This window comes from Bacillus sp. NSP9.1, from assembly GCF_000465465.2.
GTDB lineage: Bacteria > Bacillota > Bacilli > Bacillales > Bacillaceae > Bacillus > Bacillus sonorensis_A.
This window is the reverse complement of the sequence record NZ_CP048273.1, coordinates 2,484,280-2,499,171: the sequence shown is the minus strand read 5'-3', so window position 1 is coordinate 2,499,171 and position 14,892 is coordinate 2,484,280. Positions and strand designations below refer to the sequence as shown.

Sequence of the window (14,892 nt, the reverse complement as noted above, 5' to 3'; positions counted from 1 at the left end):
GACGATGAACTATGTCAAAGAAAACCATTTATTTTTTATGCACAGGCAACTCCTGCCGCAGTCAAATGGCTGAAGGCTGGGCGAAACAATACCTTGGAAACGAATGGAACGTCCACAGCGCGGGCATTGAAGCGCACGGATTAAATCCGAATGCCGTAAAAGCCATGAAGGAAGCCGGCATCGATATTTCCGGACAGACATCAGATATCATTGATCCAAATATTTTAAACAATGCGGATCTTGTCGTTACACTGTGCGGAGACGCGGCTGACAAATGCCCGATGACACCGCCGCACGTCAAGCGCGAACACTGGGGGTTTGACGATCCGGCAAAAGCTGAGGGAACCGAAGAAGAAAAATGGGCATTTTTCCAGCGGGTGCGCGATGAAATCGGCGAACGGATCAAGCGTTTTGCACAAGACGGCGAATAAAGACAGAAAAGCTCAGGTTGGGGTACCATCAGCAAATCGCGGATTTACAACGTTAAGAAAACCCAAATATAAAAAGCCTAATTTCTCGCTTACAATACCGAGAAATTAGGCTAAATTTACTTCATAAAAACTCCCTTTTCTTGAATAACCCTTTGATTATATTAGCTGGTATTGTTGAAATACTAGCATTTTATTCCGGACTATACGTTCCGCAATTGCTAAACTATAACTACGTTAGGAGGTGAAAACATGGGGCGATTGAAAGAATTTGCTCAAGAAAAGGTTTTGTATAAGGCAAAACTTGTTTTTGGGGAAAATGGGTATGAAGCGACGAGTATCCTGAACTGTCAAATGCGATGGAAATCAGCAGATCAAGTCTGTATGAAACCTTTATTGATGAACAGACACTTATTGTCAAGCCATTAATCATTACAAAAAAATGAGAAGAGAAAAAACGAGTGTTATTGGATGCTCCAAGAGTAAAAGAAGGGATTAAGCAATTTTTTGCTTTGCACATTGATTTACGCCCTGACGCTGTAGCATCAGCAGCTCTACGTTTGATCGTCGCAGGACTAGAAAAAGCTCGTAAACAAATATGGCCAGTATTAGAGGCAGAAGGCCAAAATATTTTTGTTATAGGTGATGGGGGGTATTTATCAAATGTTGCGAAACTCGGGAATAACTTTTTAATTGTAGCCATGCTAGAAGCACTTTCTGAAGTTTTAATCCTGGTAGAAAAATACGGTATAGAACCGAAACAGTTTCTTGAGATCGTTAATACACTATTTGCTTCTTCTGTTTATCAAAACTACGGAAATATTATTGCAGAGCGTAAATTCAAACCAGCAGGTTTTAAAATGAATCTTGGCTTAAAAGTTGTAGAATTAATGCTGTCAGCTGCAGATCAAGTTTCGGCTTCATTGCCACTTGCAAACTTAGCAAAAGATCATTATTCAGAAGGTATTTTTAAAGGATGGGAAAGTCTTGATTGGGCAGCTTTAATCAAATGTATTGAAGCAATATCTTTACAAGAAGAAGGACTATCCCTTAATAGGTAATACAGAATTCAAGCAAGTCTCCCTTTATGCCAAACGAGCCTTAGAAACGATTCTTGAGGTTCGTTTTTCTTTTTTTATTTTTAAAAAAATTGTACTCTTGCAGTACCCTCTATAAACGGAAAAACGCCCTTTTGTTGAAGATCATTGCTCATATTTTATTAAACAAATTGGCTAACATGACTAATTTTTTTAAAACAAATGTAAGTTTTTTCTTGTTATGGCTACTGTCAAAAAGTATTTATTTCACTTTGTTGATATACTTTTCAAAATAGTTTAACAGTTCAAGAGAGAATCCCTTATTTTTTTAGGCTTGAATCTATAGCTGATGTCAGATAAATTAACTTTAAACCTAAAATTTCCTATTATAGGGCCAAGCGATGTTACATCTATGAAAGTGGAACAGCATCTAGCGCAAAAATTAAACCTGACAACGGCCCTTATACAATCCATCAATATGCTAGAGTATTCCTCCCAAGAGTTTGAACAATTCTTGCAGATGGAAGAAGCCGAGAATCCTTTCATTGAAATTGAATGGACGTCCAAAGAGAAATGGGGGAGCGACAGACCGACGGACGGCATGAATTGGAACGAGCTTCCCCTAACACAAGGCAATCTGGTTACCTTGGAAACGATCATTCTTCAGCAACTGCGCTGGATTCATTATTCTCCCGAGCAATTTGAACGAATCCGGATATCTGACTATCAGTGTCGAAGAAACAAGTGAAATTCTTGCCCTTCCGTACGAGACGGTTCAGCAATCGCTGCAGTTTCTTCAGTCCTTTGACCCGCTCGGCGCAATCTTAGCGAATCTTTGCTTTTGCAAGTAAGTAGAGAGCCTTTCAGTCATCCGCTCGCTGTGGAGATCCTTCCGAAGCATTTTCGTAATCTGGCGCAGGGATTCTGATTTCCCGACGAACCATTGCGAAATACCGAAATGAAGAACGTATCTTGCCGGCCATACTGTGTAAATCCCATTGAATAATTCGCAACTTTGACGATCGTCTTTTTCACATTTGCGAAGCGGGAGTCGGAGGATAGGGCAAAGAGCAGAATCATGCCTGGCGGTTGCCGGATGATCGGCTCTATTCAGTGCATTTTCGTTGATTTTGAATATTTTATTTTTTTATGAAAAGTTGGCACGATTATTGCTTGAATAATAGCAAGGAGGGGAACACAGATGGATTGGCATGATCATTCAATATTGGTACACGGTCGTACAGCTCACATGAAAAAGAACGGACCTGTCGCCAACAGCATTGTTCCGGCCGTAGCTTTCTCTTTCCTGGATGCGGAGCAGGCAGCCTGTACCGTTGCGGGGAGGCTCGAAGGAACTTATTACGGGAGATACGGCAATCCGACGACGCAGCGATTGGAACGGAAAATCGCCGATTTGGAACGGGGAGAGGAGGCGCTGGGGGTTAGCAGCGGGATGGCCGCCATCTCGACCGCACTGTTGGCTTTCCTGAAACATCATGGTCATGTCGTATGTACAAAAGATGTGTATGGCGGAAGTCATAAATTTCTTACTACGCTGGCTCCCCGGTTTGGTATCAACGTTAGTTTTGTGGATTGTACGGATTTGGATGCCGTAGAAGCTGCGATTCTGCCGGAGACCAAAGTATTGTATTTGGAATCGCCTTCGAATCCTTGCTTAACCGTACTGGATATCGAAGGGCTCTCAAAGCTCGCACATATTCACGGTCTGAAAGTCATTGTCGACAACACGTTCATGACTCCTTATTTGCAACGTCCGTTACGCCTTGGAGCAGATATTGTGGTGCATAGCGCAACCAAATACTTGAACGGACACGGTGATGTCATCGCGGGCTTTATTGTCGGAGACGCGGATTCGATTCGCTATATGCGTAAACATATTGTGGGCGATTTGGGACAGGTTCAGTCCGCGTGGGACTCCTTTCTGATTGAGAGAGGGATGAAAACGCTGGGCCTGCGCATGAACCAGCATTGCAACACAGCAATGGAAGTGGCGGGATTTTTAGAAGGACATCCGAAAATAGCAAAAGTCTATTATCCGGGACTTGCCTCACATCCTCAGCACCAATTGGCAAAACGTCAAATGAGGAATATGGGAGGAATTGTGTCATTTGAAGTACAGGGAGGATATGATGCGGCCAAGAAATTCATCGATTCTTTGCAAATGATTATGATCTCCTTTAGCTTAGGTGATCCTGAAACTCTGGTTCAGCATCCGGCCTCGATGACACACTTTTCGATACCGCGGGTGCAACGAATGAATTGCGGAATAACGGACGGATTGATCAGGTTGTCCATCGGTTTGGAGGACGATGTTGACATCTTGAAAGATTTGGAGCAGGCACTGATATATGTTTGAATAACGACAAGGGGAGGGGGTCACGATGACCTATTATTCGGAGCTTGTGGAACAGGCAAAAAAATATGAACTGAATATTCGTAATGAACTCGGGGTTGATGCAATTTTAACGACAGTTGAGCAGACTTTGGGATTTGAAACGGTTCTGCACGATGCGGGCGGGATGGTTATCGGCGGTACCGGGAGATATGGAATGAGCTTTGGCAGGGGCAGAAACAATTCAGTGGTCGCCAAAGTACTGGAAACTGGCCGGCCTTACATCGTCCGTGATTCCAAAACCAGCGATCTCGGTTGCTCAAACTGCAGGTTTAATGACAAATGTGGCGGGTACGGGGCGATTGCTTTTCCGGTATATGGTCATGATCGGACGCTGTTGGGTGTGATTTCGATTGTTGGATTCTCGGAAGAACACAAGAAGAAAATCGCAGCAGATGAAGAATTTTATTTCTCGTATTTGGCTGAGGCCAGTCTTCGTCTGAAGCGGAGATTAAAATTGACAAGAATGCCAAAACAGAAAGAGCGAAGATCACCGCACGATGTTCTGTTCGAAGATATTATCGGCAATGCCACCGGAATGAAAAACCTTATCGCCAAGACCAGGAAAGTGGTGAACAGCCCTTCCACCGTATTGATCCAAGGGGAGAGCGGAACAGGGAAGGAGTTGATTGCCCGAGCGATCCATTGCGAGGGCAATCGCAGCCGTCATCCCTTTATCGCTTTAAATTGTTCCGCTATTCCAGATACGCTGTTGGAAAGTGAACTGTTCGGCTACGAAGGCGGAGCTTTTACTGGATCCAAAAAATCTGGGCAAAAAGGGAAATTTGAGCTGGCGCATCAAGGAACTATTTTTTTGGATGAAATCGGCGATATGCCCTTGTCGTTGCAACCCAAAATTTTGCGGGTACTGCAGGAACGATACATTGAGCCGATCGGCAGCACAAAATCAGTGCCCATTCAAGTCAGAGTCATAGCTGCGACTCACCGCAATTTAGAGGAAATGGTGAGAAATGGGGAGTTTCGTGAAGATCTATATTATCGGTTGAATGTGATTCCGTTGCACACGATGCCGCTCCGGGAAAGACGAGCTGATATCCCTCTTTTCTGCGATCATTTTATCCGTAAACATAGCCTGGTTCTAAATAAAAGGCCGCTCGAACTGGAACCTGATCTGGAGGAATGGCTCATAAGGTATGACTGGCCGGGCAACATTCGACAACTGGAAAATGCGATTGAATACATGGTCAACATGGCGGAGACAGATGTAATTTCTTTTTCCGATCTCCCGGAATATTTGCAGGAACAGGTTGAACCAGTAAACAGCATGAGCTTGGAACAGCTGCTAGCGCAGTATGAAAGAAAAATACTGGAGAGTTATTTGATTCGTGAAGAGTACCGAAAAGATAAAGGAAAAGTAGCAAAGGAACTGCGGATCTCGTTATCTACCCTCTATCGAAAACTTGAGAAGTACGAGTTTTGTATCGAAGATTGGCTTGGGGGGAGGGCATTGAATGACAAATGAGCTTGAGTTGGGACCGGAAGTATCGCCGCTGGCCAAGCGGTATTCAAATCCGAACAAAGGGATTTGGAAGGTTTTTTTTCAGCTCTGTGTAAAGGCCAGGTTGCCTGTAGTCTGGATTATTGTTTTCGGTCTGGTCAGCATGGGAAGTTCCCAAATCTATCTATTTGTGCCCACTAAGACGGGGGAGCTGCTTGCGGGCAATGTAACAGTCCAAATCGTCACAGTGGTGATCCTGTCGGAAATTTTGACCAATGTGATCGGTCAGATTGCCGAGTTTATTTCCGATATTGTCAAAGCCCGGATTGACCGGAACTTTCGAAATGTGATGTGGGATAAGGTGCTGAAGCTTCGTCCCCGCTTTTTTGACAAGATCCCCGCCCAGAGCTTGATCAGCCGGATTACCTTGGACACGGAGAAACTTCGCATATTCATCATGGATGTTGTAGTTAGCGAACTGTTAGGGATCTACGTGCTTTATATAACCCTGGCCCAAATCTCCGAGTACGATTCAAGACTCAGCTATATGCTGCTGGGCTTGATTCCTGTGGTCGCATTGCTGGCTTTTATTTTCGGACGCCTGTTTATGAAAGTTTCACTCAAAATCCAGGACAGGCTGTCCGGGCTGACCCAGTTTCTAAATGAGTTGATTACCGTACTCCCTACCATCAAAACATTCAATAAAGAAGAACGGGAGGCGGAGCGGGGAAAACAAGTGATCCAGACGCTGTACGGGGCCGAAAGAAGCCATTTGTTCGTAAGCGTGCTTAATTATCCGTTCGATCACTTGCTTGGCTTAGGGAAGACACTGGCGCTTATTTTTATGGGCATTCCATTGTTGAAAAGCGGAACTTTGGACGTGGCGGGCTGGTACGCCTTTTATATGTTCGCAACGAACTTAATGAACATGGTTAGCAACAAAGGTTCGCAGTGGGAGACGATCAAGTCGACACAGGGCTCCCTGCTGCGCGTATCGAACATTTTACGCGATCCGGAAGAGGGGACGGCTCCTTACCTCAAGGAGTCCACAGAGTCCGGAGACATTGTGTTCAACAAAGTCAATTTCGGTTACGACGCGGACAGCACCGTGTTGAAGCAGGCTACGTTTATATTTCCCGAAGGTAAAACAACGGCCATTGTCGGGCCGAGCGGCGTGGGGAAAACGACGGTGTTGAAGCTGCTGGAACGCTTGTATGAACCGCACAGCGGCGAAATCACGGTCAAGGGGACCAATATCCGGGATTATGAGATCCGGAATTGGCGGCGAGAGATAGGTTATTTGCCGCAAAATGTGCCGCTTATGTCAGGAACCATCAAGGAAAACTTATTGTTTGGACTGAAGCGGGAGCATTCCCACGAGGAAATCGTGGCGACGGCGATGTTGGCCAACGTCCACGCGATGATCGTCGCCATGCCGGACGGTTATGAAACACAAGTGGGCCAGTTCGGCTCCCGGCTTTCCGGCGGTCAAAGACAAAGAATCGGGATCGCCCGGACGATTCTTCTGGATCCTAAATATATGATTTTGGATGAGCCTACGGCCGACCTGGATGCCATAGCCACTTCCGATGTGCTCAAAGGATTGGAAAGCTTACAGAAAGATCGGACCGTGATCATGGTCACCCATGATCAGAAAGCGGTCAAGCGGGCGGACCATGTCGTTGTATTCCACGAAGATGGCACGGTCTCTTCAGGGTCTTATGCCGAGATGCTAGTCGGCAACCTTTTTTTCAGGCACATGATGAATGGGGAAGAGATGAGAGGTGACGAACATGAATAATGGGCAATCTCTAAAAAAGCAGAAAAATCATGCATCGTGGAGAGTTTTTCTTAAATTTTATACAAAAATAAAGCTTCCCTGGCACTTGTATATTCTTACCTTTTTGCTGACGCTGGCGATGACAAAGCTGAGCTTGCTCCTTGTCCCTTATACCTCGCGTATTTATCAGGGAGATATCGCGACATCGGCTTTCCTGAGCGGGTTTATTTTGTGGACATTGGCCCATGCCGGTACTCAATTGATCCATACCATCGTGTCGGGCTATAGCCGGATCATCTCTGTCCGGAACGCCAGGTCGGCGGTCTGGTTCAAAATATTGATGCTGCCCTCTTCTGTATATGACAGAGAGCAGCCGCATCGTTTGATTTCGCGGGTAACGACCGATACGGAGAATGCTGTGTCGGCGCCGATGAGCGTGGCGGGGTTTATCAGTGCGATTTATGGTATAACCGTAGCTTATCTGGAAATGAACAAAATTTATCCTGATCTCGCGAAACTGATTTTGATTGTCGTGCCGGTGGCGCTTATCATTATAGTTGCCATCGGCAAACTGCAGTATCGTATTCAATACTTGATCACCAATGCTTTGGCTCAAATGACCAGCTTCTTTTCCGAGCGTCTTACGAATATCCAATATATCAAAACCGCGAATGTGGAGAACGATGAATATCGAAGAGGGTTGGAGGCAAGCGGGATCAAGTACAAAGCAGATGTGACGGCCGCATTGTTGCGGATGCTACAAATGCCGATCGGGTATGTCGTGAAGTATGCCATCATGATCATCGTTTTTGCCGGAGGGGCCTTCTACGTTAGAAAGGGTGACATGCAGACGAGCGGTCTGGTTGAGTTTTACTCTTATTCGCTGATTTTAATGCCGCGATTTTTCGAAATTGTCACCCAATGGCAGAATATTAAGATATCCCATGGCGGAACGCATAAAATCGCCGCTCTGATGGACATGGAAGAGGAGCTTGCCCAAGGGAATCTATCACTGGGCAACGAGCGTGCAGGCGATGTCCGGTTTGAAAACGTGTCGTTCCAGTATGCCGAAGACAAGGAGGCGCTGAAGGGGGTTAACTTCACAATCCCCAGCGGTAAGGTCACGGCTCTCATCGGGGAAAACGGCAGCGGCAAATCGACCGTACTGAAATTGCTGGAGCGGTTATACACACCTGATGACGGAGTGATCAGAGCGGGAGAACACTCAATCAACGATATCAAGCTAGACGAATGGCGTGAGAAGATCGGCTACGTCTCACAGCAATGTCAGGTGATTCCCGGAACGATCGCTGAGAATATCGCTTATGGCTTGAAAGGCTCATATACGAAGGAAGAGTTAATTCAAGCATCCAAGCTGGCTAATGCCTATGATTTTATCATGAAGCTGTCCGACGGCTTAGATACGCTGGTAAACTCGGACGTCAAGCTTTCCGGCGGTGAGCTGCAGCGTCTGGCTATCGCACGGGCCATCATGAAGGATCCCGAATACTTGCTGCTGGATGAAGCGACGAGCAATCTGGACTGGATAAGCCGCTGGGAGGTCATGAAAGGCTTGGACAATATGATACAGGGCCGGACCTTAATTATGATTACCCATGATATGGAAATGGCGCGAAAGGCGGATCATATCGTTGTATTGAAGAACGGTCGGGTTGAGAATCAAGGCAACTACAATGAAGTTTTGGCTTCTAGCGAAACATTCGCAACATTCATCCGTTTGCAAGAGGCCAAATGAGGAGGAAATCCATGTTCATTCAACATTTAAAATCCCATGTCGTATCCGAATACGACTATAAAGAGGTTGCATTTGATCCGGCGCAGCTGGAGTGCTCCATCACTCCAGCCGTCACAGCGGAGCTTGAACGTATTCGCCGCAAATACAGAACTACGGTGGAGGCAGAACAGGCCGCCTTGCGCGATTCGGTAACCTGCGATCTGGAAAGCGCAGATGAACGATTCAACCGCCGCAATGTTAATATTACCCTGGGGCTCGGTTTGTTTCATCGCGAGCTGGAACATCAGTTGGCCGGAGTTCGCCTTGGAGAGCCTGCAAATGTAAGCGTGGACGGCCAACGAGTAAACGCGCGGCTGACCCGGATCGTCCGTACTGTTGTGCCCGAGCTGAATGAACAGATCGTGACGCAAGAGGCTATTGAAGGCGTCTCGACGGTGTCGAACCTGCAAAATCATGTGTCTAAAGAAGTGACCGGCTCTCTGATCGAACAGATGCTTCCCCCACTTGTAAATGAAATGATTCAGCAAGTCGTAAGGCGAAGCACTTTTGTGATAGATCAGCAGGACATCCAGTTTTTAATGGAGATGGAGATTGAGCGGGTGAGGAAGCTGGCCACACATGAAGGATTGATTCTGGAAGAGATGACTCCCGAGCAGTTCAAGGACAGAATACCGGTCGAGAGCTACGAACAATTCCGGGTGTTTGTCCGGCGTATGCAAGAAGAGGAATTTCCCGTTCTTCTACTGGGCGTAAAGCATATGTTCGAAGATCAGGCTGTTGTCAGTCGAGCGGATTATGACGCTTATATTGAAGAATACTGCCATATGTATAAACAGACGCAGGGTCATGCCGCCCAGGCTATAACGTTTGACTTTTTTGCGAAGGGGAAAATCATAAGTTATTACAGAAATAAGCTGGCTGCTTATTTAAAACAACAAATACGGGAGGTTTAACATGTCTATTAATATAGCCAGTATTGATAATTATCAAGAACTTGTCAAAGAAGGGTTTGTCATTGTCGATTTCTATACGGATTTCTGCGCCCCTTGCAAAAGGTTTGCCAAGATATTGGATGATGTTGACTTTGAGATGTCGTTTGTCAACATTGTCAAAGTGAATGCGACCCATTATCCCGAGTTGGCGGAACGGTTTGACATTAAGGCTTCCCCGACGGTGCTTTTCTATAAGGATAATGTGATTGTGGAGCAGCACGTAGGCGTAATTGAGATGGAACCATTGAAAGAGAAAATTGCTTCCTATATTTATTAAGTCTAAAAAGTGAATGGGGGAAAGCACAAGATGACGTATGAATCGCAGGCCTATCGTTTGCTGCAACAATGCCGAATTGAGGAGTTGAAATCGGAGGGCGTTCTGCTTCAGCATATCAAGTCCGGGGCCAGAGTTGTTCTGATTGCTAACCAGGACGACAACAAGGTATTCAACATTGGATTTCGCACTCCTCCTTCGGACAATACCGGGGCGGCCCATATTTTGGAACATTCCGTGCTGTGTGGATCCTCACATTTTCCTGCCAAGGACACGTTCGTGGAATTGGCCAAGGGAACGCTGAACACCTTTTTAAATGCAATGACATTCCCTGATAAAACGATCTATCCTGTCGCCAGCCGGAACGAGCGGGACTTCCAAAATTTGATGCGCGTTTACATGGACGCTGTGCTGAGACCGAATATCTACCAACGGGAAGAAATATTCCTGCAGGAGGGCTGGCACTATAGTCTGGAGTCCCCCGATGCCGAGTTACAGTACAACGGAGTCGTTTACAACGAAATGAAGGGGGCCTTTTCCAATCCCGACAGTGTCATGCAGCGGGAGGTTTTGCGCTCCCTGTTCCCGGACACCGTGTATGCCTATGCATACGGCGGGCTTCCGGAAGAAATACCGCAACTGAAATATACGGATTTACTGACCTTCCACCAAAAATACTATCATCCATCCAACAGCTTTATCTATCTATATGGAAATATGAATATGGACGAAAAGCTTGCCTGGCTGGATGAGTGTTATCTTAGCGAATATGAAGTCCAGAAGATTGATTCGGAAATTCCCTTTCAAGCTCCATTTGGGCGTAGAGCGGAAGTGGAAAAGAGCTATTCGATCGGCAGTCAAGAATCGGAGCTGGGCCGGGTCGTGATGTCCTATAATGCGGTTGTTGGAAAAAACCAGGATATCGCACTGAAAATAGCCTTCCAAGTTCTGCAGTATGCACTGATAAATGCTCCAGGTGCTCCCTTGAAGCAAGCGTTAATGGATTGCGTAGCGGCGAAGGAAGCTTATGCCGCATACAACGATAGTATTGGCCAGCCTGTTTTTAGTATTATTGCCAAAAACGGAGATGACCCTGACAAGGAAAAATTCGCTTCCACGATTACTTCGGTTTTGCAAAAATTAATCAACACAGGAATCGATCAGGAAGCGTTGTTGGCCGGCGTTAATTCCTTGGAATTTCAATATCGGGAGGCCGATTTTGGTAGTTTTCCCAAAGGGTTGGTTTACGGTTTGCAAGTTTTGGGCAGTTGGCTTTATGATCCGTTACATCCGTTTGTTCACCTGGAGACCAACAAAGTATTTGACAAGCTCAGGGCGCAAATACATGAAGGTTTTTTTGAGCAGTTGGTTGAACGGTATTTGCTTAACAATCCCCATGCATCCATTGTCGTTTTAGTCCCTTCCAAGGGATTGAATATGCAAAAGGAGCAGTTGCTTAAAGAGCAGCTGCAAGCTTATAAAAATCGTCTTGGCAGCGACGAGATCCAGGAGCTCGTAGACAGAACCGAGGCTTTAAAGGCGTATAAAAGTCAATCCTCGACCTTGGAGGAGCGCTGCAAACTTCCGTTGCTGTCACGGGAAGACATTGATCCCCGAGTCTCTACAGTTTATCCAGTCGTAAAAGACGCGGATGGAACAGCGGTTCTGTACAATAAGATGTTTACAAATGGTATAGGATATTTACAAATCCTGTTTGATTTAAAAGCTGTGCCGGATCATCTATTACCCTATGTCGGGATATTAAAAGGTTTGATGACACGTGTCGATACGGAGCGGTACAGCTCTAAAAAATTGTCCCATGCGATCGATTTGCATACGGGCGGCATTTTCACCAGTCTGGCTACGTATGGAGATACCAAACAGCCAGATCAGTTTAAAGCTACCTTTGAGGTTCATGCCAAGGTGTTATACGGGAAGTTGGATTTTGCGCTAGAAATGATCCCTGAAATAATTCTTACCTCATCCTTTAAGGATAGCAAACGAATTTATGAACTGATCGCCGAGATGAAATCCAGAGAACAAAAAAATCTCATCTCAGCGGGGCATCAAACGGCGATAGAACGTGCATTGTCCTATCATTCCAAAATGGGGAATTTTCGGGATCTGATCAGTGGCATTACCCACTTTCAAAAGATCGAGCAATTGGAAAGGAATTTTCAAAGTGAAGAAAAGGTGCTTATCGCTGCTTTAGAAGAGCTTGTTGTTTATATTTTCAGACCTGAAAATATGCTGGTTAACTTTACGGCAGACGATCAAGGATACGCAAGGCTGGAGCCGCTTGTAACCAAACTGAAATCCAGTTTGTACACGGAGCCCAAACCGCTGCAGGCATTTGACCTTTCACCTTCGCAACGGAATGATGGATTCATAACGTCATCGGAAGTGCAGTATACGGCGCAATCCGGCAATTTCCTGCAGAAGGGGTTTGCCTATACAGGCTCTTTGCGAGTGTTGAAAACAATCCTTGCTTACGACTATCTCTGGCAGAATATTCGTGTGGAGGGCGGAGCTTATGGATGTATGAACCAATTCCAGCGGAATGGAGACAGCTATCTAGCCTCTTATAGAGACCCGCATCTGAATAAAACCTATGAGGTCTTTGCCCGGACTCCCGAGTTCATACAGGGCTTTGCGGCGACGGAGACGGAAATGACCCGTTATATTTTGGGGGCTATACGAGAACTGGACGCGCCGGTCAATCCGTATGGGGCAGGTTTGCGTTCCCTTAGTTTATATTTGACCAATTACACGCTGACCGATTTACAGAAGGAAAGAGCGGAGATATTAAGAACAACCTCCAATGATATCGTAAAGCTTGCCTCGCTTGTAGAGGCGATCCTCGACTATAATAGTGTTTGCACGATTGGCAGTGAAAGCAAACTAAAGCAAGAGGGGAGAATATTCAAAGAAGTGCTTCCGTTGTATCAATAGATTCGCAATTCCAATCTTTCATGTATGCAAACACACCTGTCGATAAAATGAGGTCAACCCGATTTCGGGTTGACCTCATTTTCCTTCGCTCTGGCGGACATTCCTTTCCTATGACGTCAACTGACCGACTGTGACGATGGACCGGCACATTGGAGCGGTTACCTTAAGCGGTAAATGGAATATAAAGAGGGGGACAGAAGGCAAGGGGCATCCTTTTTCTTAACGAAACATTTACAGCTATTTTTGTTGCTCGAAATATGTGAAGAAGCGTTTTTAAAGATAGTCGCACTTAAAGTTTGAAACCTCAGCCATAGAGCCTTCCCCATAAGCATATAAACCGATGAGTACTCCTCTACATCCTCCCGCAACCTCAGAGGAAAGGTATCTGGTTTGCGTCGTTCCTAAGAGAATGCCGTTGGCGTGAATGAAGAAGCTGTAGCGCTCATGACTTGCCCGTATCTTTAAAATCGTATAGTTGACATTCCCCAGATCTACTTCAGATTCAATACGATTTAATAACACCGATATGCAGGCGCTCGAACACTTTATACCCGTTCTCATCTTTACGCACGGCTGCATCGTAATGATGATGTTCATCCATATAGAACGTGATGCCGCCTTCCCCGTAGAATAGCGATCAATTGACCATATAAATGGCACTCCAATCGTTCTGGTTTTATCTTTTTACAATGATGAATTTGAAAGAATGACTTCCACGTTTTAAATAAAATTTCGATTTGCCAACGCAAAGAATACCAGTCATGTACCTGTCCCATCGGGACAATATCTGTAGGGGTGTTTGTCATATATACATTGATACCGCTGAGTCGTTTACTACGAGGAGAATACTTCATTCCTTTCTTTTTTTCTCTTACAGATTGATCCTGTAATCGTTTTTGTTGCTGTTGTTTTGTTAATCGATGAACAATTACACGAGCTGGCACTTTCCTACATAAGCATTATCTATTTCATATGTTTGTCCTGGTTGAAGGGAGTTCATTAACGTCTCCATATCTATCTGTATATACTCTGTACCTTTCTTAATTCTTCCGTCTTGAAAATAATCCGGGTTAGGATTTTTTTGATAAATACGTGTATTGGACTTGATACGAGAGATATAGTATGCCTCTTGATCTTGTATATATTGAAGGTCTTTTAAATGAAAATAACCTAAATCTCGGATACATAAATCATTTGCTGTCACAGTTGGGACACACAGAGAGCCATAGGTTCGATCATGTTGTTTACCTGGACCTGTATGAATATGTAGGAACTGTCCACTTAATAGATCATACTCAAGCTGAATTTTCATCCCTGCTGTATGGCTGCATCCTCCTGCACCTGGATAAACCGATGAAAAGACATCCGGGAGTTGAAATGCAGTTGAATCTAAAATACGAATACGCTTAAAAACAGAAGTGTATGGAGAAGAAATTGACATAGACGAGGTCAATTTTTTGCTTAGTATTCCGGCTAGTAGATGTTGTAAAAGTTGGACGGCCGCCTTATTAAATCGTTGATTCAGTCCCTCAGGACTGATGAGTACTGCTGTTGATGCTTCTAAACAGCTAGTTAACTGGGATAAAGAAGTCATTGCTACATTTTGACTCATCCATATACATAAAGCGACTAAATCTTTTGCTTGGTACTTACTAGTTCGTTGCACAAAACCAACATCTCTAGCAAGATTTCGCAAGGTATTTTGGGATAAAAAACTTTGAATTTCTTGAGCAAATAGTTGTAATTCATCGGATACAGAAATAGATATACAAAAACGCCATCCTTTCCTATGATTCTACAG

13 protein-coding genes and 1 pseudogene are annotated in these 14,892 nt (G+C 45.0%); 12 read left to right on the top strand and 2 right to left on the bottom strand.

Annotation, left to right across the window (positions count from 1 at the left end; translation table 11 throughout):
• Nucleotides 1-11 precede the first annotated feature (11 nt).
• From arsC to M654_RS12935, 12 genes are all read left to right on the top strand, one after another.
• Nucleotides 12-431, top strand: coding sequence for an arsenate reductase (thioredoxin) (gene arsC / locus M654_RS12990; RefSeq protein ID WP_026587314.1), 420 nt, complete (start codon nt 12-14; stop codon nt 429-431).
• A 249-nt stretch (nt 432-680) separates the two neighbouring features.
• Nucleotides 681-857, top strand: a complete 177-nt coding sequence (locus M654_RS12985; protein WP_163170558.1) for a hypothetical protein — start codon at nt 681-683, stop codon at nt 855-857.
• Nucleotides 858-889: 32 nt separating this feature from the next.
• Complete coding sequence (locus M654_RS12980) at nt 890-1,489, top strand: NAD(P)-dependent oxidoreductase (protein WP_051290379.1); 600 nt, start codon at nt 890-892, stop codon at nt 1,487-1,489.
• 388 nt (nt 1,490-1,877) lie between these two features.
• Nucleotides 1,878-2,213 carry a hypothetical protein gene (locus tag M654_RS12975; protein ID WP_026587313.1) on the top strand — a complete coding sequence of 112 codons (336 nt, stop codon included), beginning with the start codon at nt 1,878-1,880 and terminating at the stop codon, nt 2,211-2,213.
• Complete coding sequence (locus tag M654_RS24405; protein WP_163170557.1) at nt 2,167-2,316, top strand: RNA polymerase factor sigma-54; 150 nt, start codon at nt 2,167-2,169, stop codon at nt 2,314-2,316. Before M654_RS12975 ends, M654_RS24405 begins: the two co-directional genes overlap by 47 nt.
• Before the next feature lie 350 nt (nt 2,317-2,666).
• Nucleotides 2,667-3,842, top strand: coding sequence for a trans-sulfuration enzyme family protein (locus M654_RS12965; protein ID WP_051290378.1), 1,176 nt, complete (start codon nt 2,667-2,669; stop codon nt 3,840-3,842).
• Between the two features lie 25 nt (nt 3,843-3,867).
• Nucleotides 3,868-5,361, top strand: coding sequence for a sigma-54 interaction domain-containing protein (locus tag M654_RS12960; protein WP_051290377.1), 1,494 nt, complete (start codon nt 3,868-3,870; stop codon nt 5,359-5,361).
• On the top strand, nt 5,351-7,138 hold the full coding sequence (locus M654_RS12955; protein WP_026587311.1) for an ABC transporter ATP-binding protein: 1,788 nt from the start codon (nt 5,351-5,353) through the stop codon (nt 7,136-7,138). The genes M654_RS12960 and M654_RS12955 overlap by 11 nt, the downstream gene beginning before the upstream one ends.
• Entirely contained in the window at nt 7,131-8,873 is a 1,743-nt protein-coding gene (locus tag M654_RS12950; protein ID WP_026587310.1) for an ABC transporter ATP-binding protein, read from the top strand. Before M654_RS12955 ends, M654_RS12950 begins: the two co-directional genes overlap by 8 nt.
• Nucleotides 8,870-9,826, top strand: a complete 957-nt coding sequence (locus M654_RS12945; RefSeq protein WP_152520969.1) for a trigger factor — start codon at nt 8,870-8,872, stop codon at nt 9,824-9,826. Before M654_RS12950 ends, M654_RS12945 begins: the two co-directional genes overlap by 4 nt.
• A 1-nt stretch (nt 9,827) precedes the next feature.
• A complete protein-coding gene (locus tag M654_RS12940; protein WP_026587308.1) occupies nt 9,828-10,142 on the top strand; it encodes a thioredoxin family protein in 315 nt (104 codons plus the stop codon).
• Between the two features lie 30 nt (nt 10,143-10,172).
• Nucleotides 10,173-13,091: an insulinase family protein gene (locus M654_RS12935; RefSeq protein ID WP_026587307.1), complete on the top strand. Its 2,919-nt coding sequence runs from the start codon at nt 10,173-10,175 to the stop codon at nt 13,089-13,091.
• Between the two features lie 273 nt (nt 13,092-13,364).
• Here the strand turns inward: M654_RS12935 and M654_RS12930 are convergent, their stop codons facing one another.
• Both M654_RS12930 and M654_RS12925 read right to left on the bottom strand, forming a co-directional pair.
• Nucleotides 13,365-13,613, bottom strand: a complete 249-nt coding sequence (locus tag M654_RS12930; protein WP_152520968.1) for a beta-xylosidase family glycoside hydrolase — start codon at nt 13,611-13,613, stop codon at nt 13,365-13,367.
• 104 nt (nt 13,614-13,717) lie between these two features.
• A pseudogene (locus M654_RS12925) lies at nt 13,718-14,859 on the bottom strand (IS4 family transposase); the annotation flags it as partial.
• Between the last annotated feature and the right edge of the window lie 33 nt (nt 14,860-14,892).

Excerpts from the sequence above, each read along its gene's own strand:
- arsC (WP_026587314.1), top strand. The coding sequence starts at position 12 with ATGTCAAAGAAAACCATTTATTTTTTATGCACAGGCAACTCCTGCCGC.
- M654_RS12985 (WP_163170558.1), top strand. The coding sequence starts at position 681 with ATGGGGCGATTGAAAGAATTTGCTCAAGAAAAGGTTTTGTATAAGGCA.
- M654_RS12975 (WP_026587313.1), top strand. The coding sequence starts at position 1,878 with ATGAAAGTGGAACAGCATCTAGCGCAAAAATTAAACCTGACAACGGCC.
- M654_RS12965 (WP_051290378.1), top strand. The coding sequence starts at position 2,667 with ATGGATTGGCATGATCATTCAATATTGGTACACGGTCGTACAGCTCAC.
- M654_RS12960 (WP_051290377.1), top strand. The coding sequence starts at position 3,868 with ATGACCTATTATTCGGAGCTTGTGGAACAGGCAAAAAAATATGAACTG.
- M654_RS12955 (WP_026587311.1), top strand. The coding sequence starts at position 5,351 with ATGACAAATGAGCTTGAGTTGGGACCGGAAGTATCGCCGCTGGCCAAG.
- M654_RS12950 (WP_026587310.1), top strand. The coding sequence starts at position 7,131 with ATGAATAATGGGCAATCTCTAAAAAAGCAGAAAAATCATGCATCGTGG.
- M654_RS12945 (WP_152520969.1), top strand. The coding sequence starts at position 8,870 with ATGAGGAGGAAATCCATGTTCATTCAACATTTAAAATCCCATGTCGTA.
- M654_RS12940 (WP_026587308.1), top strand. The coding sequence starts at position 9,828 with ATGTCTATTAATATAGCCAGTATTGATAATTATCAAGAACTTGTCAAA.
- M654_RS12935 (WP_026587307.1), top strand. The coding sequence starts at position 10,173 with ATGACGTATGAATCGCAGGCCTATCGTTTGCTGCAACAATGCCGAATT.